Genomic DNA, 17,187 nt, shown 5'->3' on the forward strand with positions numbered 1-17,187 from the left:
TGGGGGTGACGGGTGCCGTGCGGTGCCGGTTGTCGTGCGTGCCGGCGGTCGCGCCAACCGCCCCGATCGCGCGAGGGTCTAACGGTCGCCATACCGCGTCAAGGCGGGAAAGCGTGCCTTGACCCGGCATGGCGACCGTTAGGGCGCTGGGGATCGGGGTGGTGGCTCCGGAGTGGGCGGTCGCTGGTTCCGGGGCGTTGCCGGGTGGCGGCTTGGTGGCGTGTGTCAGTCTGTTTGTGTGTCGATTTCGCAGTCGGAGCCTGGGTAGAAGAGGGACTCGTGGCCGTCGGCGAAGCGCACTAGGTAGGGCGGTTCGCCGTTTTGGCCTCGTACCTCGACGATTTCACCTTGTTGTTCGCCGGAGCCTACGGTCCGGCCGTGCACGAGTATGCGGTCTCCGACGGTTGCGCGCATGTGACACCTCCGCTTTGCATCAGCGTAATGCCGCTCGCCTGCCGCGTCGACTTTTCGTGGATCGCTGAAATCGCAACAAAAAACCGATCATGAAACGACCGGCGAACGTCCACACCGGACAGTGCTACTGCGCCTTGGCGGCGGCCTTCGCGGCCTTCTTGAACGCGCGCACCTCGGCCAGCGTCTGGGCGCTCGTGACGTCCGCGATGGACCGCCGTGAGCCCTCGTCGCCGTACGCGCCGGCGGCCTCACGCCACCCCGCGGGCTTGACGCCGCGCTGTTTTCCCAACAGTGCAAGGAAGATCCGCGCCTTCTGCTCGCCGTAGCCGGGCAGTGCCTTGAGTCGCTTGAGGACTTCCTTGCCGTCCGGCTTACCGTCGGTCCAGATCGCGTCGGTCTGCCCGTCGTAGTGCTCGACGATGTAGCGCGCGAGCGCGTGCACCCGGCGGCCCATCGACCCGCCGTAGCGGTGGATCGCCGGCTTCTCCACGCACAGCTCGACGAACTCGTCCTCGTCGGCTTCGGCGATCCTGGTGACGCTGAAGCCGCCCATCCGGTCGGCGATCTTCCTCGGCCCGGCGAAGGCGATCTCCATCGCCACCTGCTGATCGAGCAGCATGCCCGTGAGCAGCGCAAACGGGTCTTCGCTCAGCAGCATGTCGGCCTCGGCGTCGCCGGTCAGGTGCAGCGTCTTGGGCATGACGCCATCTTCGCACGTGACCGGACGGGCGGCTCCGCTTCACCTCAGGCGGGTTCGGGCAACTCGTCGAACTCGACGACCTGCCGCACCTCGACCTCGACGTTCTCGAACAGGTCCGCGTACTGCCCCGCCAGTTCGACCGCTTCGGCCCGGTCCTTGGCGTTGATCAGGCCGAACCCGCCGATGACCTCCTTGGCCTCGGTGAACGGCCCGTCGGTCGCCTTGATCCCGGCGCCCTTGGTCTTGCGGACCCGCGCACCCTTCTCGGACGGGTGCACACCCTCGGCGGTGATGAGGATGCCGCGTTCGCTCCAGTCCTGGATGAACGCGCCCATCTTCTCGATGAACTCCTGGCTGGGGTTCCAGTTGACGGGGTCGCTCTCGGCGAGCCGGTGCATCATGAGAAACCGCATCGCTTGCTCCTTATGTCTCGGTTCGATCAGCCGACACTCCCGCGTCGAACGAGCACACCCCGTTTCGACAAACGCTCCGGCGATTTTCTACGCGAGCGGAGTGAGCGCCTCCGCCAGCGGTTCCAAGATGCCGGGCTTCGCGCGGAGCGGCGGGATCACCACGATCATGTCGACGCCCGCCTCCTTGTACTCGGCCACCTTCTCCACCGCGGGCCCGATCCCGGTCTCCGGGTCGATCGCCACGTTCACCGAGCACACGATGTCCGCCGGGTTGCGGCCGACCTCGTCGCACCGCACGAGCAGCGTCTCCTTGAGCGCCTTCCAGTCCGCCGGGCTCTGCACGATCGCGTTCCAGTGCTGCGCCCACAACGCGACCGCGCGCAGCGTCCGGCGCGGGCCGCGGCCGCCGATGACGATCGGCGGGTGCGGGCGCTGCACGGGCTTCGGCTCGCAGCGGGCCTCCGTCAGCTTGAAATACTTGCCGTCGAAATTCGCTACCTCCTTCGACAGCAGCTCGATGATCACCTGCACGCCCTCGTCGAACAGGTCGAACCGCTGGCGCAGCGGCGGCAGTTCGATGCCGTAGGCGTCGCACTCCTGCTGGTTCCAGCCCGCGCCGACGCCGAGCTCCAGCCGTCCTTCGGAGATGACGTCGATCGTCGCGGCCATGTTCGCCAGCACCGCCGGGTGCCGGTAGATCATGCCGCTGACCTGGCAGCCGAGCCGGATCCGGCGGGTCACCGACGCCATCGCGGCGAGCATCGACCAGCCCTCGTAGTTCGGCCCGGCCGGATCACCGGTCAACGGGTAGAAGTGGTCCCAGTTCCAGGCCGATTCGAACAGTTCGATGTCGTCCGCGGCGACCCAGACGTCCCGCATCTGGGCCCAGGTGGTGTGTTCGGGCCTGGTCTTGATACCGAATCGCATGGGGCAAACCTATGCCGAACCCGGTGACCGCGGCCACGCGCGGGCACTGCGAGACTGGGCCTTCGTCACCACTTGCGGCGCCGCGCTGTTGCTAGCAGTACGCTTGTACCGCATACCACAGCTTCGAAGAACGAAACCGCGAGGACCCGCGAGAGGAGCACCGCCGCTCATGGCCAAGATCAAGGTCGAGGGCACCGTCGTCGAGCTCGACGGCGACGAGATGACCCGCATCATCTGGCAGTTCATCAAGGACAAGCTCATCCATCCGTATCTGGATGTCAACCTGGCCTACTACGATCTTGGCATCGAGGAGCGGGACCGCACCGACGACCAGATCACCATCGACGCGGCGAACGCGATCAAGGAGCACGGGGTCGGCGTCAAGTGCGCCACCATCACTCCCGACGAGGCGCGCGTCGAGGAGTTCGGCCTGAAGAAGATGTGGCGGAGCCCGAACGGCACCATCCGCAACATCCTCGGCGGCGTCGTATTCCGCGAGCCGATCATCATCCAGAACATCCCGCGGCTGGTCCCGGGCTGGAACAAGCCGATCATCATCGGCCGGCACGCGCACGGCGACCAGTACAAGGCCACCGACTTCAAGGTCCCCGGCCCCGGCACGGTCACCATCACGTACACGCCCGAGGACGGCTCCGAGCCGATGGAGTTCGAGGTCGCGAAGTTCCCCGAGGGCGGCGGCGTCGCGATGGGCATGTACAACTTCCGCAAGTCGATCGAGGACTTCGCGCGCGCGTCGCTGCAGTACGGCCTCGACCGCGGCTTCCCGGTCTACCTGTCGACGAAGAACACGATCCTCAAGGCCTACGACGGCATGTTCAAGGACGTGTTCGCCGAGGTCTTCGAGGCCGAGTTCAAGGCGGACTTCGACGCCAAGGGCCTGACCTACGAGCACCGGCTGATCGACGACATGGTCGCCGCCTCGCTCAAGTGGGAGGGCGGCTACCTCTGGGCCACCAAGAACTACGACGGTGACGTCCAGTCCGACACCGTGGCGCAGGGCTTCGGCTCGCTCGGCCTGATGACGTCGGTGCTGCGCACCCCGGACGGCAAGACCGTCGAGGCCGAGGCCGCGCACGGCACCGTGACCCGGCACTACCGCCAGCACCAGCAGGGCAAGCCGACCTCGACGAACCCGATCGCGTCGATCTTCGCCTGGACCCGGGGCCTGGAGCACCGCGGCAAGCTGGACGGCAACTCGGAGCTGATCGGCTTCGCGAACAAGCTGGAGCAGGTCGTCATCGAGACCGTCGAGAGCGGCAAGATGACCAAGGACCTCGCGCTGCTGGTCGGCAAGGACCAGCCGTTCCAGACCACCGAGGAGTTCCTCGGGACGCTGGACGAGAACCTGGCCAAGAAGATCAGCCAGGGCTGACGTTTGCCGCGAAAGGGCGCGCACCGGTTCGCCGGGCGCGCCCTTTCGTCACTTGATGTGACGGCCTGGTCACCGGGTTGCGGCCACCGGGTGGTTTCGCCCCCTTGACCTGTTGCCGGCCAACTTTGTGTGGCTACCCTTACTCGCGAGCGCGTGCGGAGATCGTCGAGGAGAGCCCCCATGATCCTGGGAATTCCGAAGAAGGCCCTGATCATTCTCGCCGTGCTGGCCGGGGTCGGGATCATCTACGTGATGGGCGTCGACAAGCAGGCGTCCGAGGGCGCGACCGGCGGCGGGTCGACCGGCTGCAAGATGTCGGTCACCGCGGATGTGCTGAACGTGCGGGCCGCGCCCGACGCGAACGCCCAGATCGTCGGCAAGTTCAACCAGAACGCGCAGACCGGCGCGGAGCCGGTGGTGCAGAACGGTTTCCGCAAGCTGGCCGACAACAAGTGGGCGAAGACCGACTTCCTCAAGGCGATCGACGGCACGAACTGCGGCTGATCTCCAGGCCGCGCGTCGAAGACCGCGCGCCAGCTCGGCGACGGAAACCGAGCGATCACTGCCGGTCGCGTCGCGGGAGGAATTGTCGGGGGGCGCCGGTAACCTGCGGGATGTGCTGACCATCTCCACCGTGAACGTCAACGGCATGCGTGCCGCCGCCAAGAAGGGCTTCGTCGACTGGCTCGCCGCGAGCGGGTCGGACGTGGTCGCCTGCCAGGAGGTGCGGGCCGAGGCGAGTCAGCTGCCCGAGGAGGTCGTGGCGCCGCTGGGCTGGCATGCGCACCACGCCGCGGCCGCGGTCAAGGGGCGCAACGGGGTGTCGGTGTACAGCAGGGTCCAGCCGGAGGAGGTGCGCACGGGCTTCGGTGAGCCGGAGTTCGAGGACAGCGGGCGCTACCTCCAGGTGCATTTGCCGGGTCTGGTCGCGGCGAGCCTGTACCTGCCGAGCGGTGATGTGGGCACGCCGCGGCAGGAGGAGAAGGAACGGTTCATGGCCGCGTTCCTGCCGTACCTGGTCGAGTTGCGGGCGAAGGCCGAGGCGGCGGGCTCGGAGGTGGTGGTGCTGGGGGACTGGAACATCGCACACCGCGAGGCCGATCTGAAGGCCTGGAAGACGAATCAGAAGAACTCGGGCTTCCTGCCGGAGGAGCGGGCGTGGCTGAGCCGGGTGTACGACGAGGCCGGGTATGTGGACGTGCAGCGCAAGCTCGCCCCGGAGGGCCCGGGCCCGTACACGTGGTGGTCCTACCGCGGCAAGGCCTTCGACAACGACGCCGGCTGGCGGATCGACCTGCAGGTCGCGACCCCGGGCCTGGCCGCGCGAGCGGTGTCGGCGACCGTGGAGCGCGCCCCCACCTACGCCGAACGGTGGTCGGACCACGCCCCGCTGACGGTGGTCTACGAGTAGTCGCGCTCCACCGGCAGCAGGGCGCGTGCCGCGGCGCGGTCGCCTTTTTCGACGAGGGCGTGGATTTCGTGCGCCAGCGCCGTGCGGTCGGTCAGGCCCACGATCCACTCCCGTGTGTACCGCCGGGCGGCCTCACCGCCGAGGCCGATCTGGATGGCGCGTTCGGGCTGTGGCTTCAGGTCCAGGTCCTTGTCCGGGTCCCACTGGATCCGCACCGGCGACGCGGCCAGCTGCCGCCGCCAGTCCTCCTCGTCCCGGTACTCCGCCGGGTCGAACGCCGACAGGCACGAATTACTCAACGCCCAGTCGAAACCCGAGCGCGTCATCTCGACCGCCAGCACCCGCTCCTGTCCCGGCTTCGTCGCCCAGCCGCAGCGGTACATCATCCACAGGAACGACGGCTTGATCCACGTCATCCGGTCCGGCTTGAACGGCGGCACGAACATGCCCGCGAGCGCGGATTCACTTGCTCATCAACCCACCAGCGCCAGCAGTCGCTCCAGGAACGGCAGTTGGCCCTTCAGCAGCTTCTCCTGGGCCTCCGTCAGGGAAAACCACGCGAAGCGGTCCATCTCCGGGAACTCCTGCAGGCGGCCGGACCCCTTCGGCCACTCCATTTCGAACGTGCCCGGTACCGCGAGAGCCGGGTCGAGGTCGCCTTCCAACGCCCACGCCGTCACGACCTTGCCGCCGGACTGCCGGACCGAACCGAGTTCCGACAGGGGACCGGACGGCACCGGGAGCCCCAGTTCTTCGGTGAATTCGCGGCGGGCGGCCGCTTCCGGTGCCTCGTCCGGCTCGTACTCGCCTTTCGGCAGCGACCACCCGCCCGCGTCCTTCCGCGCCCAGAACGGCCCGCCCATGTGTCCCAAAAGGACTTCGGCCTCACCGTTCACCTTGCGGTACAACAGGATTCCCGCACTCTGCCGGGGACTCACGCAGCGAACACTCCGTTCAGATACGCACTCAACGCCTGCTCCGTCCGATCCTTGTCCGCATTCTCCCCGAACAGGTGCGCCGACGCGTCGACGGTGCCGCCGAAGTTGTTGCGGCCGAAGATCCGGTAAAGCGCGTCCGGCGTGCGAAGGCCGATGAAATACGGGTTCAGATAGTCCACCACCGCATCGGCCGGCGCCAGCCCGGGCAGCTCCAGCCGCACCGGATCACCGACCGCGGAAACGCCGAGCGATTTCCGTACCGCGTCCAGCGCCGCCGGATCGGACGACGCCGGCGGACCGCCGACCTCCGCGTACACCGCCGACTTCCCCCCGAAATAGCGCAGGTACTGGCCGAGCGTGTGGTGATAGAAGTCGGTGTGCTTGCTGGCACCGTCGTACTGGTTGTCCCAGTCGTCGGTGAGGATTCCACTGTGGACATACCGCAGCGCCGCGGTGCCGCCGTCACGGGCGGAGATGATGAAGTCGAGCGCGTTGAACCAGCCGTCCTCACCATCCTGCCGGACGGTGAACCGGTTCGGCGGCTCCCAGTTCTTGACGATCGGGTCGCCGGGCTCCGGCGCGGGCGTCGGGAACATCCAGTTCGCGGTGCCCGTGGTGACCGCGGCGAAGACCTCCTCCGGTGTGGCCGGCAGCACGACTTCCCGCTCGATCGCGAATTCCTTGCTCATCTTCATTTCTCCTTCTTGAGACTGGGGTGCAGGGCGACGACGAGACGGTGCTTGCGCCCGCCCGCCGCGTTTTCGTCGTGGTATTTCCCGACGAGGTTCTTCACTGACGCGCCGAGTTCCTCGGCGAACGCCGCCCGGTCCGCCGCGCTGGCGAACCGGATCTCCGCGTCGATCGCATAGGTCGCCAGGCGCTGCCGGGCCGCGGTGGCGCCGGCGATCAGCTCCCCGAGCTCCCGCACCAGCCGGGCGGCCAGCGCGAGCAGCCACCGGGCCGAAAGCTGGTCCGGTGCGCGGTCGGGATCCGGCGCGACGTCGGCCATCGCGCTCGGGGAGATGACGTAGGACGCCGCGGTGGCCCGCATGACCCGCTCGGTCACGTTGCCCTTGCGACGTTCTTCGACCAGCTCGATCAGCCCGTGCCGTTCGAGGGCCCGCAGGTGGTAGTTGACCTTCTGCCGGGCCAGCCCGACCTGTGCCGCGAGCGTGGTGGCCGAGCCGGGTTCGGCGAGGGCGGCCAGCAGCTTCCCGCGGACGGGGTCGAGCGAGACCTCGGCGGCGGCCGGATCGTCGATCACTGCGACTTCGAGCATGAGAAAACCCTCTCACCGACAAATAAGTTTGTCAAGACAAGTCGAGTCGTCGGTGGTGAACCTGTGGGGGTGGGTCATGCGTCCACTCGGATGGGGGCTAAGGTCTGGCCCCGAGTTGATCGAAAACGACCGAGCTTGACACGCTCGGTAGTTTTCATCGAGGCAACATCAGCCCAATAGGGTGACGGCGTTTTCCAGTACGGCATCTCGTCGCGGGAGGCACCCCGGTGCGCACTCAGGTCAGGCGTTTCACCATCCACACCCTGCGCCTTGGCACGATCCTGCTGGCCCTCCTGGCCACCGGGACGGGCGTGGCGAACGCGGCCGACAACCAGGTCGCGCCGGCCACGGAGACGATGTCCTTCGGCGTGCTCGGCCCGGTCGGCCTGGCCGCGGTCGCCCTCGGCATCGTCGGCATGGCGCTCGGCGTGATCCGGCAGCGCCGCAAGGCGGCCCAGGCCCCGGCCGAACCCGCCGCCGAGGTGGCCGAGGACGGCACCCGGCCGACCCTCACGCCCTACCGGCGACCGACACTCTGACCGTCCGCACCGCGACCGTCAGCCACAACGCCGCGAGCAGCACGTACAAACCCACGGCGGTGACGGCGAACAGGTCGGCGTGCGTGGCCGCGGCGAGCGCGCTGGTGCCGGTGACGCAGGTGCCGAGCGGGAACGTGAAACTCCACCAGCTCAGCGAAAATCCCGCCCGCGCGCGGATCACCAGCGCCGCGGCGAGTACCAGCCACAGCATCGCGAACCCCCACGTCGGCACCCCGTAGATGATCCCGGCGAGCCGCCCGGTGGGCCCCTGCACCGCGCCCAGCAGGTTCGCCGCAGTGATCGACTGCCCGAGCGGGCCGAGCACGATCCACACCGTCGGCGCCAGCCCGGGACCGCCGCGCACGAGCCGGTGCCAGATCAGCGGCAGCAACGCGAGCGTCGCGAACAGGCTCACCCCGAACAGCGCGTAACACCCGAGCAGCATGGTCAACCGGGCCTGTCCCGCGGGCAGGTGCGGGATCAGCGCGGCGCCCGTCGCGGCGGAGACCATCGGTGGCACGACGGGCATCAGCCACCCGGCGAACACCTCGCCGTCGCCGACCTGGCCCGTGCTCATCCGGTACGGCAGGCCGACGGCGGTCACCAGCCCCAGCACTGTGCCGACCGTCCACAGTGTCCACGCGACGGCGAGCGCCGGACCGAGCCCGATCCACTCCTGGCCCAGCGTCAGCGTGCCGGCGCCGACGGTCAGCAGCGCCATCGGCGGCGCGCCCCAGAAATGTGCCAGCACCGGGTCGCGCAGGTGGGCCAGCTGGCCGGACGGGTCGCGCCGGAGCTCCCGCCCGAACGACACGCACAGGACCACCAGCCACAACGCCGCGCCGGCCCAGACAACCGTTGCCACGGAACGGAGTCCGGGCACGTGCCCGGGCAGCGTCGGCACCGCGTTGGCGACGATGCCGGTACCCATCACCGACGCGAACCAGTTCGGGGTGGTGCCGGCACGCGGCAGTGAGGAAGTCGTGAACACCTCTACACGTTCGGGCTATATCGCGGCGAAAGGTAGCCCGAGAACACCGATAGGCTCATAGCCTTGGGTTATGCCGTTGCCCGCACGTGTCGCTGAGCTGGCTGGTTTCGACCTGCTGCTGTCGGTGGCCAGACTCGGCGGGATCGGCGCGGCGGCCCGCGCGCACGGCATCTCCCAGCCCGCGGCCAGCGCCCGGATCCAGCAGCTGGAGGCCCGCGTCGGCGTCGCGCTCGTCGAACGGTCCCCGCGCGGCTCGCGGCTGAGCAAGGCGGGTGCGCTGGTCGCCGACTGGGCGCGGCCGGCCGTCGAAGCGGCCGCGGATCTCGAGGCGGGGATCGCCGCGCTGTGGAGCGAGCGGGTCGGTCACCTGCGTGTCGCGGCCAGCCTCACCGTCGCCGAATACCTGCTGCCGAAATGGCTTGCCGCGCTGCGGACGCTGAACCCGTCCACAGCCGTCGCCCTGACGTCCGGCAACTCCGGCGAGGTCGCGCACCGGGTGCTGACCGGGCAGGCGGATCTCGGGTTCATCGAGGGGCCGGAGCTGCCCAGCGGCCTGCACGCGGAAACCGTGGGCACGGACGAACTGAAGCTGGTGGTCGCGCCCGGCCACGCGTGGGCGCGGCGCCGCCACGTCCGTCCCGACCAGCTCGCCTCCGCACCGTTGATCAGCCGGGAGCCGGGCTCGGGCACCCGGCGGGCGCTGGAGCTGGCGCTCGCCCCGCACGAACTCGCCGAGCCGATGCTCGAGTTCTCCTCGACCACCGCGATCAAAGCCGCCGTCATGGAGGGCATCGCGCCCGCTGTGCTGGGCGCGCACACCGTCGCCACCGAGCTGGCGGCCGGCACCCTCGTCGCGCTCGAAGTCGCGGGTGCGGACCTGCGCCGCGCGCTGCGGGTGGTGTGGCCCACCGGGCAGTCGCTGCGCGGGCCCGCCGCCGACCTCGCCGCCATCGCGGCCCGCGGGGCCTGAAAGAATCGAAGACGTGTCCAGCGCTGACGAAACCACCCAGGAAACCCCGGCCCGGCTGCGCGTGCTGTCCGGCATCCAGCCGACCGCGGACTCGTTCCACCTCGGCAACTATCTCGGCGCCGTGCGCCAGTGGGTGTTGCTGCAGGAAACCTGCGAGACCTACTACATGGTCGTCGACCTGCACGCCATCACGGTCGAACAGGATCCGAAGGTGCTGCGCCAGCGCACCCGCGTCTCGGCGGCCCAGCTGCTCGCGCTCGGCGTCGATCCCGGGCGCAGCGCGCTGTTCGTGCAGAGTCAGGTGCCCGAACACGCACAGCTTTCCTGGGTGCTGGAGTGCCAGACGGGGTTCGGCGAGGCCGGCCGGATGACGCAGTTCAAGGACAAGGCGGCGAAGCAGGGCACCGACCACGCGAGCGTCGGCCTGTTCACGTACCCGATCCTGCAGGCCGCGGACATCCTGATCTACCAGGCGAACGCGGTGCCGGTCGGCGAGGACCAGCGTCAGCACCTGGAGCTGTCCCGCAACCTCGCGCAGCGGTTCAACCGCCGCTACGGCAAGACGTTCACCATGCCCGAGCCCTACATCGTCAAGGACACGGCCAAGATCTACGACCTGCAGGACCCGACGGCGAAGATGAGCAAGTCGGCGTCCTCGCCGAACGGCCTGATCGAACTGCTCGACGACCCGAAGCGGTCGGCGAAGAAGATCCGGTCCGCGGTTACGGACACCGGTCGCGAGATCGTCTTCGACCCGGAGGGTAAGGCGGGGGTGTCGAACCTGCTGACCATCCATTCGGCGCTGTCCGGCCAGAGCGTTCCGGAGCTGGAAACCGCGTACGAGGGCAAGGGTTACGGCGACCTGAAGAAAGACGTCGCCGAAGTGCTCGTCGAGTTCGTGACTCCTTTCCAGGAACGCGTGCGGTCGTATCTGGACGACATCGCGGAACTGGACAAGATCCTCGCGGGCGGCGCGGAACGCGCCCGAAATGTCGCCTCGGAAACGCTTTCCGCCGTGTATGACCGGATCGGTTTTCTGCGCTAGTTCGGTAAAGCACCTTTTACACAACTGATTCACAGCCAAGCGGGCCTGTTTTCTCAGATGCTTTTCAGATAGACCGGCGAAGCTTTCGCCGCTGGTTCTTCTGGGGCACGCGAGAGAGAAGGATGCCGTGCTGGGCAGGCTTCGCAAGAAAAGACGGTGGGTCTACGTCACCGTCGCGGTGGTCGTCCTGGTGGCGGCCGGGGTCACGGTCTGGGTGGTCACCCGGCCCGCGGACGCCCCGGCGTACCGGCTCGTCGCGGCGAGCACGACGACTCTGAAACAGACCGTTTCGTCGTCGGGCACGATCCAACCGGCTCAGCAGAGCGATCTCAACTTCGGTGTGGCCGGCCAGGTGACCGCGGTCAACGTGACGGTGGGGCAGCAGGTCACGGCGGGGCAGCCGCTCGCGACAGTGCAGTCGGCGACGCTCTCGGCGAGCGTCGCGCAGGCGAACTCGTCGCTGGCCTCGGACCAGTCGAAGCTCGCGTCCGATCAGTCGAATGGCGCCTCCTCCGTGCAGATTTCCGCGGACCAGGCGTCGATCACCGCCGCGCAGAACCAGCTCGACAACGCGCAGACGGCGTTGTCCGAGGCGACGATGACCTCGCCCATCGCGGGCACCGTCGCGACGGTGAACCTGACTGTGGGACAACAGGTTTCGGCCGGCGGATCGGGGAGCGGGAACAGCTCCTCGTCGTCAGGTTCCGGTGCGGGCAACGGCGCCGGCGGCCAGGGCGGCGGACAGGGCAACGGGCAGAGCAGCAGTTCGTCCTCGTCGTCTTCCTCGTCCTCGTCGAGTTCGAGCACGGCGCAGATCGTCGTCATCTCCACCGGTTCCTATGTGGTCAACGCGAGCGTGGACGACACCGAGATCGGCCAGATCAAGACCGGCGAGCAGGCGGTCATCACCCCCAACGGCTCGACGGACCCGGTCTACGGCACGGTGACCACGGTCGCGGTGATGGCCAGCGGGTCGTCCTCGGTGCCCAGCTACCCGGTCACCATCGGGGTCACCGGCAGCCCGGCGGGGTTGTTCCCCGGGGCGAGCGCCACGGTCGCCATCGTCGTGAAGCAGCTGACCGACGTGCTCGCGATCCCCGCGGCCGCCGTGCACTACACCGGCAGCCAGGCGACCGTCGACGAAATGGTGGCAGGTAAGCAGACCGCCAAACCCGTCCAGCTCGGGCAGTCGTCGAACGGCATGGTGCAGGTCCTCAGTGGACTGTCCGAAGGGGACCAGGTGATGGTCGCCACGCCCGCCGGCACCGGTGGCGGTACCGGGCGCACCGGCGGAACCGGTGGCGCGGGTGGCCGCACCGGCGGATTCGGCGGCGGTGGCTTCGGCGGGAACGGCGGTGGGCTCGGTGGGAACGGCGGCGGCCGCGCCGGTGGGCTCGGCGGCGGTGCTCGCGGCGGGTTCGGAGGCTGAACATGCCTGTCATCGATGTCCGGAACGTGCGCAAGGTCTACTCGACCGGCGTGGTGGAAGTCGAGGCGCTGCGGGGGGTTTCCCTGCGGGTCGAGGAAGGCGAGTACGTCGCCATCATGGGCCCGTCGGGCTCCGGCAAGTCCACGCTGATGCACATCCTCGGTTGCCTCGACCTGCTCAGCACCGGAAGTTACGCGCTGGCCGGTGAAGACGTCAGCCGACTGTCCGAATTGGACCTGGCGGTGATCCGCAACCGGCGGATCGGCTTCGTGTTCCAGCAGTTCAACCTGCTGCCGGGGCTGTCGGCGTGGCGCAACGTCGAACTTCCGCTCACCTACGCCGGGGTCAAGCGCGCCGAACGCAAGGCACGCGCGATCGAGCTGCTGCAACGGGTCGGCCTCGGCGACCGCATCGAGCACCGGCCGAACGAGCTGTCCGGCGGTCAGCAGTCGCGGGTCGCGCTCGCTCGGGCGCTGGTGAACCGGCCGTCGATGGTGCTCGCCGACGAACCGACCGGTGCGCTCGACTCGACCGCCACGGCCGACGTGCTGTCGGTGTTCCGTGAGCTCAACAACGTCGGGAACACGATTGTGCTGATCACGCACGAGGAAGAGGTCGCCGAACACGCCGACCGCGTCGTGCGGCTGCGGGACGGGCTCATCGAATCCGACACGGGAGTTTTCGTATGAGCGAGCTTGCGAGCGAATCATCCAACACTGCGCCGGCGAATGCCGCACCGAGCGCCAGCGAGGTGGGCGCATGAGCTGGCTCGAAACGCTGCGCACCAGCCTGGACGCGATCCGGTCGCACCGGATGCGGTCGGGGCTGACGATGCTGGGCATCCTGATCGGCATCGCCGCGGTGATCCTGACCGTCGGGCTCGGCGAGGGCGCGCAGGCGCAGGTCGCGTCGGCGATCAACTCGCTGGGCACGAACCTGCTCGTCGTGTCGCCGGGCAGCACCACGAGCAGCACGACCGGCGTCCGCGGCGGCAGCGGTTCGGCGACCACGCTGACCGTGCACGACGCGAACGCGCTCGCCGCGCCCGGCGTCGCCCCGGATATCGCGGCCGTCGCGCCGACCACGAGCCGTAGCACCTCGCTCGCGGCCGGTTCGACGACGTGGACGACCTCGGTCGTCGGCACCACGCCGGGCTGGCTGAGCGTGCGGGCGCGCACCCTGTCGGAGGGCCGTTTCCTTACGGACGCGGACGAAACGGGTGAAGCCGCGGTCACCGTGCTGGGCCCGAGCACCGCGCAGGAACTGTTCGGCACCACCAACGCGGTCGGCCGCACGGTGACGATCGGCAGCACGCCGTTCGAGGTCATCGGTGTGCTCGCCTCGGCGGGCACGTCGTCCGCGCAGAACCAGGACGATCAGGCCGTGGTGCCGATCAGCACGGCGGCGGACCGGCTCATCGGTGGCAGCACGCGCACCTCGGTGCAGTCGATCTATCTGGAAGCGTCCACTTCGGACACTCTGTCCGCGGCTTACCAAGAGGCGAACCAGGAACTGCTGGCGCTGCACCACATCACGAACGAGACGGCGGCCGACTTCACCATCGCGAGCCAGGAGTCGTTGCTGACCACGGCCAGCTCGGTGAGCCAGACGCTCACCCTGCTGCTCGGCGGTGTCGCGGCGATTTCCTTGCTGGTGGGCGGAATCGGGGTCATGAACATCATGCTGGTGTCGGTCACCGAACGGATCCGCGAGATCGGCCTGCGCAAGGCGGTCGGTGCGAGCCCGACGGTGATCCGCCGCCAGTTCATGGTCGAGGCCTCGGTACTCGGACTCGCCGGCGGCCTGCTCGGCGCGTTGCTGGGCATCATCGGCGCACTGGTGCTGCCCCATCTGATCGGCATCCAGATCGCCATTTCCCCGTGGGCCACCGTGGTCGCCATCCTCACTGCGATCGCGATCGGACTCGTCTTCGGCGTCTACCCGGCGAGCCGCGCCGCCCGGCTCGCCCCGATCGACGCGTTGCGCAGCGAATGAAGGGAACGACCATGATCCGACGAACCGTGCTTGCCGCGGCCGGTGCCGCGCTCGCGCTGACGCTGGCCGCGTGCGGGTCTTCGAGTGGTGGCACTCCGGCGGCGCCCGCGTCGCAGGCGCCCGCCTCCGGGGCCGCCGGTGCTCGCGGGCCGGCGGCGTCCGGCACGATCGCGGCCGTCGCGCCGGCCAGCATCGAGGTGCAGAACCCGAGCAACGGCCAGGTGACGGTGAACTACTCCAGCAGCACCACGTTCACCGACCGGGTTTCCGGCGCGCTGTCCGATGTCGCGGTCGGCACGTGCGTCGCGGTCACCGGCACCGGCACTCCGGTGGCGGCGAAGTCCGTGGAGATCAGCGCGGCCGACAACGGCACGTGCGCGATCGGCGGTGGCGGGCCGGGCCAGCGACCGCAGAACGGCGGCGGCAGCGGGACGGCACGCCCGTCGCGCCCGTCGGGTGCGCCGAGGCCGTCCGGTGCCAATGACGCGCGGGGCACGTTCGGCAAGGTGACCGCTGTGAGCGGCACCGGTTTCACCGTCGAACAGGACAATCGGCAGACCGGCGCGACCACCAGCGTCCAGGTGACCGTCGATCCGACGACCACGTACCAGAAGACCGAGTCCGCGAACTCGAGCGCGCTCAAGGTGGGCGAGTGCGCGGTCGCGACCGGGCAGGCCGACGACACCGGCGCGGTGACCGCGAAGACGATCTCGCTGAGCCAGGCCGGGCCGAACGGCTGCCAGGGCTTCGGCGGCCGCGGACGCAACGGCGCCGGCGGCGGGAATGGCGCCGGGAATGGTGGCGGCGGGAACGGCACCGGTGGCGCGAACGGCGGCGGCGGCGGGAACAGCGGCGGCGCGAGCAGCGGCGGGAACAGCGGAGGCGCGAGCGCCGGCGGCGCGAATAGCAGCGGCGGGACTGGGGCCGGCGGGACTGCCGCCGGGAATGGTGGCAGTGGCGTGAATGGTGGCGGGAATGGCTAAGCGCACCAGGCAGATCGTCACGGTCACCGGCGCGGTCGTGGTGGTCGCGGCCGGTGCGGTGGTGTGGGCGACGTCGGCGTCCTCGTCGCCGGGCTACCGCACCGCGACCGCCGGTCCCGCGTCCGTCACCGCGACGCTCGACACGACGGGCACCATCGAACCGGTCGCCAACGCGACGCTTTCCTTCCCCACCAGCGGACAGGTGGCGTCGCTGCCGGTGCAGGCCGGGCAGCAGGTGGCCGCGGGGCAGACGCTCGCGCAGCTGGACACGACGTCGCTCGCCAGCCAGGTCGCGTCCGCACAGTCGACTTTGGCCACCGCGCAAGCGAAGCTGGCCGCGGACCAGTCGGGGCAGGCGTCTTCGGCATCGGCCGGGCGCGCGACACCGGCGCTGAACCTGACGGCGCCGTCGGCTGGGCGCGCGACGCCGGCGTTGTACCTGACGGCGTCGTCGGCGCCGTCGGATCTTCAGGCGCAGCAGAAGGCTGTGACCTCGGCGCAGCATCAGGTGGATCTGGACCTGACCGCCGCGTCGGCAGCCGTTGCCGCGCAACAGAAGGCGTGCCAGACGATCGTCTCACCGGACACCAAGCCGGACACGACGTCGAGCACGAAGTCGAGCACGGCGTCGGGCACGAAGTCGGGCGCGACGAACCAGCCGCCGAGCCAGGACGACGTCGACGCGTGCACGACGGCCATCCAGGAGGCGCAGGACGCCCAGCACACGACGGCCACCGACGAGCAGAAGCTGGCCGACGCCGAGAACGCGCTTTCCGTGACGCTGGCCAAGAACGCGGCGGCGCAGACCACCGAGCCGCCGGCCACGACGCCTCCCGCCGGCAAGACACCTTCCGGCGAGACGCCTTCGGGCCAGAGTCCATCAGGCAAGAGTCCCTCGGGCGAAAGTCTTCCGGGCAAGAGTTCGTCGGGGCAGAGTTCCACGGGTAAGGGTTCGTCCGGCAAGAGTTCTTCAGGTCAGAGTTCCTCGGGGCAGAGTTCCTCGGGCAAGAGTCTGGCGGGCGGCGGGAGTGGCAAGACGAGCCAGCCCGCGTCGGCCGAACAGCTCGCTGCGGACCAGGCGTCGATCGACGCGGCGGATGCGCAAGTCGCCGTCGCGCAGCAAAATCTCGCCGCCGCGACGCTGGTCAGCCCGATCGCCGGCACCGTCGGCGAGGTCGGCTTCACCCAGGGCCAGACGGCGTCCACCCAGCAGCACATCGTGGTGTTCGGGCCGGGGACGAACCAGGTGACCACCGCGGTCAGCGACACCCAGGCCGGGCAGATCAAGCCGGGCCAGCAGGCGACCGTCACTCCCGACGGCAGCGGAAAGCCACTCACCGGCCAGGTCGTGTCGATCGGGCTGCTCGCCAGCACGACTTCGTCCGGCTCGCCGAGCTACCCCGTGACGATCTCCCTCCCCGCGGGCGGCGATCTGTTCCCCGGCGCGACGTCCGCGGTCTCGATCATCACGAGCACCGCGAACGCGGCGGTGACCGTGCCCACCTCGGCTGTCCACCTGGTCGGCGGAAACGCTTTCGTGACAACACTTTCCGGCGGCAACACGCAGACGGCACGGGTCACCGTCGGGGTCGTCGGCGCCTCCGTCACGGAGATCAAGTCCGGTCTCGACGCGGGTGCGCAGGTCGTGCTGGCGGACCTGAGCACACCACTGCCGACGAGCGACACCACCGGTGCGCGTGGCCTCGTGGGAGGAGGCGGTGGCGGCGGGCCGCAGCGGCGCGCCGGCGGATGATCCACTG

At 69.3% G+C, this 17,187-nt stretch carries 20 protein-coding genes; 11 read left to right on the forward strand and 9 right to left on the reverse strand.

Annotated elements, in window-relative coordinates; genetic code table 11:
* Positions 1 to 225: 225 nt before the first annotated feature.
* The 4 genes from LOZ83_RS38075 to LOZ83_RS38090 all read right to left on the reverse strand — a co-directional run bounded on the left by LOZ83_RS38075 (position 226) and on the right by LOZ83_RS38090 (position 2,454).
* The gene (locus LOZ83_RS38075) at positions 226 to 414 is read right to left on the reverse strand and encodes a DUF1918 domain-containing protein (RefSeq protein WP_236796771.1); all 189 of its coding nucleotides are present in this window, start codon (positions 412 to 414) and stop codon (positions 226 to 228) included.
* A 124-nt stretch (positions 415 to 538) separates the two neighbouring features.
* The gene (locus LOZ83_RS38080) at positions 539 to 1,114 is read right to left on the reverse strand and encodes an HhH-GPD-type base excision DNA repair protein (protein WP_236796772.1); all 576 of its coding nucleotides are present in this window, start codon (positions 1,112 to 1,114) and stop codon (positions 539 to 541) included.
* A gap of 44 nt (positions 1,115 to 1,158) precedes the next feature.
* Positions 1,159 to 1,527, reverse strand: coding sequence for a YciI family protein (locus tag LOZ83_RS38085; RefSeq protein WP_236796773.1), 369 nt, complete (start codon positions 1,525 to 1,527; stop codon positions 1,159 to 1,161).
* An 87-nt stretch (positions 1,528 to 1,614) separates the two neighbouring features.
* Positions 1,615 to 2,454: a TIGR03560 family F420-dependent LLM class oxidoreductase gene (locus tag LOZ83_RS38090; protein ID WP_236796774.1), complete on the reverse strand. Its 840-nt coding sequence runs from the start codon at positions 2,452 to 2,454 to the stop codon at positions 1,615 to 1,617.
* Between the two features lie 169 nt (positions 2,455 to 2,623).
* On the opposite strand from LOZ83_RS38090, the gene LOZ83_RS38095 reads away from it, so the two are divergent.
* From LOZ83_RS38095 to LOZ83_RS38105, 3 genes are all read left to right on the forward strand, one after another.
* Positions 2,624 to 3,847 (forward strand): NADP-dependent isocitrate dehydrogenase, encoded by a 1,224-nt coding sequence (locus tag LOZ83_RS38095; protein WP_236796775.1) that lies wholly within the window; start codon positions 2,624 to 2,626, stop codon positions 3,845 to 3,847.
* Between the two features lie 180 nt (positions 3,848 to 4,027).
* Positions 4,028 to 4,351 (forward strand): SH3 domain-containing protein, encoded by a 324-nt coding sequence (locus LOZ83_RS38100; protein ID WP_236796776.1) that lies wholly within the window; start codon positions 4,028 to 4,030, stop codon positions 4,349 to 4,351.
* Between the two features lie 103 nt (positions 4,352 to 4,454).
* The gene (locus LOZ83_RS38105) at positions 4,455 to 5,258 is read left to right on the forward strand and encodes an exodeoxyribonuclease III (RefSeq protein WP_236796842.1); all 804 of its coding nucleotides are present in this window, start codon (positions 4,455 to 4,457) and stop codon (positions 5,256 to 5,258) included.
* Here LOZ83_RS38105 and LOZ83_RS38110 read toward each other — a convergent pair.
* From LOZ83_RS38110 to LOZ83_RS38125, 4 genes are read right to left on the reverse strand one after another with little or no spacing between them, the layout of a single operon-like run.
* Positions 5,249 to 5,704, reverse strand: a complete 456-nt coding sequence (locus LOZ83_RS38110; RefSeq protein WP_236796777.1) for a DUF4291 domain-containing protein — start codon at positions 5,702 to 5,704, stop codon at positions 5,249 to 5,251. The genes LOZ83_RS38105 and LOZ83_RS38110 overlap by 10 nt on opposite strands.
* A 27-nt stretch (positions 5,705 to 5,731) precedes the next feature.
* Positions 5,732 to 6,196 carry an NUDIX domain-containing protein gene (locus tag LOZ83_RS38115; protein ID WP_236796778.1) on the reverse strand — a complete coding sequence of 155 codons (465 nt, stop codon included), beginning with the start codon at positions 6,194 to 6,196 and terminating at the stop codon, positions 5,732 to 5,734.
* Entirely contained in the window at positions 6,193 to 6,885 is a 693-nt protein-coding gene (locus LOZ83_RS38120) for an SRPBCC domain-containing protein (protein WP_236796779.1), read from the reverse strand. Before LOZ83_RS38120 ends, LOZ83_RS38115 begins: the two co-directional genes overlap by 4 nt.
* A 2-nt stretch (positions 6,886 to 6,887) precedes the next feature.
* Complete coding sequence (locus LOZ83_RS38125) at positions 6,888 to 7,475, reverse strand: helix-turn-helix domain-containing protein (protein WP_236796780.1); 588 nt, start codon at positions 7,473 to 7,475, stop codon at positions 6,888 to 6,890.
* A 227-nt stretch (positions 7,476 to 7,702) separates the two neighbouring features.
* Here LOZ83_RS38125 and LOZ83_RS38130 point away from each other — a divergent pair, with 227 nt between their 5' ends.
* Complete coding sequence (locus tag LOZ83_RS38130; protein ID WP_236796781.1) at positions 7,703 to 8,014, forward strand: hypothetical protein; 312 nt, start codon at positions 7,703 to 7,705, stop codon at positions 8,012 to 8,014.
* Here the strand turns inward: LOZ83_RS38130 and LOZ83_RS38135 are convergent.
* Positions 7,986 to 9,005, reverse strand: a complete 1,020-nt coding sequence (locus LOZ83_RS38135) for a TDT family transporter (RefSeq protein WP_236796782.1) — start codon at positions 9,003 to 9,005, stop codon at positions 7,986 to 7,988. The two genes, LOZ83_RS38130 and LOZ83_RS38135, sit on opposite strands and share 29 nt — an antisense overlap.
* Positions 9,006 to 9,075: 70 nt before the next feature.
* Here LOZ83_RS38135 and LOZ83_RS38140 point away from each other — a divergent pair, with 70 nt between their 5' ends.
* The 7 genes from LOZ83_RS38140 (at position 9,076) to LOZ83_RS38170 (ending at position 17,180) form a co-directional block, all read left to right on the forward strand.
* Positions 9,076 to 9,975, forward strand: a complete 900-nt coding sequence (locus LOZ83_RS38140) for a LysR family transcriptional regulator (protein ID WP_236796783.1) — start codon at positions 9,076 to 9,078, stop codon at positions 9,973 to 9,975.
* Positions 9,976 to 9,988: 13 nt separating this feature from the next.
* Positions 9,989 to 11,020: a tryptophan--tRNA ligase gene (gene trpS / locus LOZ83_RS38145; RefSeq protein WP_236796784.1), complete on the forward strand. Its 1,032-nt coding sequence runs from the start codon at positions 9,989 to 9,991 to the stop codon at positions 11,018 to 11,020.
* A gap of 127 nt (positions 11,021 to 11,147) precedes the next feature.
* A complete protein-coding gene (locus LOZ83_RS38150; protein ID WP_236796785.1) occupies positions 11,148 to 12,449 on the forward strand; it encodes an efflux RND transporter periplasmic adaptor subunit in 1,302 nt (433 codons plus the stop codon).
* A 2-nt stretch (positions 12,450 to 12,451) separates the two neighbouring features.
* Positions 12,452 to 13,138 (forward strand): ABC transporter ATP-binding protein, encoded by a 687-nt coding sequence (locus LOZ83_RS38155; protein WP_236796786.1) that lies wholly within the window; start codon positions 12,452 to 12,454, stop codon positions 13,136 to 13,138.
* A gap of 70 nt (positions 13,139 to 13,208) precedes the next feature.
* Complete coding sequence (locus LOZ83_RS38160; RefSeq protein WP_236796787.1) at positions 13,209 to 14,444, forward strand: ABC transporter permease; 1,236 nt, start codon at positions 13,209 to 13,211, stop codon at positions 14,442 to 14,444.
* Positions 14,445 to 14,455: 11 nt separating this feature from the next.
* Complete coding sequence (locus LOZ83_RS38165; protein WP_236796788.1) at positions 14,456 to 15,427, forward strand: DUF5666 domain-containing protein; 972 nt, start codon at positions 14,456 to 14,458, stop codon at positions 15,425 to 15,427.
* The gene (locus LOZ83_RS38170) at positions 15,420 to 17,180 is read left to right on the forward strand and encodes an HlyD family efflux transporter periplasmic adaptor subunit (protein ID WP_236796789.1); all 1,761 of its coding nucleotides are present in this window, start codon (positions 15,420 to 15,422) and stop codon (positions 17,178 to 17,180) included. The genes LOZ83_RS38165 and LOZ83_RS38170 overlap by 8 nt, the downstream gene beginning before the upstream one ends.
* Positions 17,181 to 17,187: the final 7 nt, after the last annotated feature.

The organism is Amycolatopsis sp. GM8, from assembly GCF_021653975.1.
GTDB lineage: Bacteria > Actinomycetota > Actinomycetes > Mycobacteriales > Pseudonocardiaceae > Amycolatopsis_E.

What these genes read in the sequence shown, in the direction of transcription:
- LOZ83_RS38075 (WP_236796771.1), bottom strand. Translation starts at nt 414, where the DNA reads ATGCGCGCAACCGTCGGAGACCGCATACTCGTGCACGGCCGGACCGTA.
- LOZ83_RS38080 (WP_236796772.1), bottom strand. Translation starts at nt 1,114, where the DNA reads ATGCCCAAGACGCTGCACCTGACCGGCGACGCCGAGGCCGACATGCTG.
- LOZ83_RS38085 (WP_236796773.1), bottom strand. Translation starts at nt 1,527, where the DNA reads ATGCGGTTTCTCATGATGCACCGGCTCGCCGAGAGCGACCCCGTCAAC.
- LOZ83_RS38090 (WP_236796774.1), bottom strand. Translation starts at nt 2,454, where the DNA reads ATGCGATTCGGTATCAAGACCAGGCCCGAACACACCACCTGGGCCCAG.
- LOZ83_RS38095 (WP_236796775.1), top strand. Translation starts at nt 2,624, where the DNA reads ATGGCCAAGATCAAGGTCGAGGGCACCGTCGTCGAGCTCGACGGCGAC.
- LOZ83_RS38100 (WP_236796776.1), top strand. Translation starts at nt 4,028, where the DNA reads ATGATCCTGGGAATTCCGAAGAAGGCCCTGATCATTCTCGCCGTGCTG.
- LOZ83_RS38110 (WP_236796777.1), bottom strand. Translation starts at nt 5,704, where the DNA reads ATGTTCGTGCCGCCGTTCAAGCCGGACCGGATGACGTGGATCAAGCCG.
- LOZ83_RS38120 (WP_236796779.1), bottom strand. Translation starts at nt 6,885, where the DNA reads ATGAGCAAGGAATTCGCGATCGAGCGGGAAGTCGTGCTGCCGGCCACA.
- LOZ83_RS38125 (WP_236796780.1), bottom strand. Translation starts at nt 7,475, where the DNA reads ATGCTCGAAGTCGCAGTGATCGACGATCCGGCCGCCGCCGAGGTCTCG.
- LOZ83_RS38140 (WP_236796783.1), top strand. Translation starts at nt 9,076, where the DNA reads ATGCCGTTGCCCGCACGTGTCGCTGAGCTGGCTGGTTTCGACCTGCTG.
- LOZ83_RS38155 (WP_236796786.1), top strand. Translation starts at nt 12,452, where the DNA reads ATGCCTGTCATCGATGTCCGGAACGTGCGCAAGGTCTACTCGACCGGC.
- LOZ83_RS38160 (WP_236796787.1), top strand. Translation starts at nt 13,209, where the DNA reads ATGAGCTGGCTCGAAACGCTGCGCACCAGCCTGGACGCGATCCGGTCG.
- LOZ83_RS38165 (WP_236796788.1), top strand. Translation starts at nt 14,456, where the DNA reads ATGATCCGACGAACCGTGCTTGCCGCGGCCGGTGCCGCGCTCGCGCTG.
- LOZ83_RS38170 (WP_236796789.1), top strand. Translation starts at nt 15,420, where the DNA reads ATGGCTAAGCGCACCAGGCAGATCGTCACGGTCACCGGCGCGGTCGTG.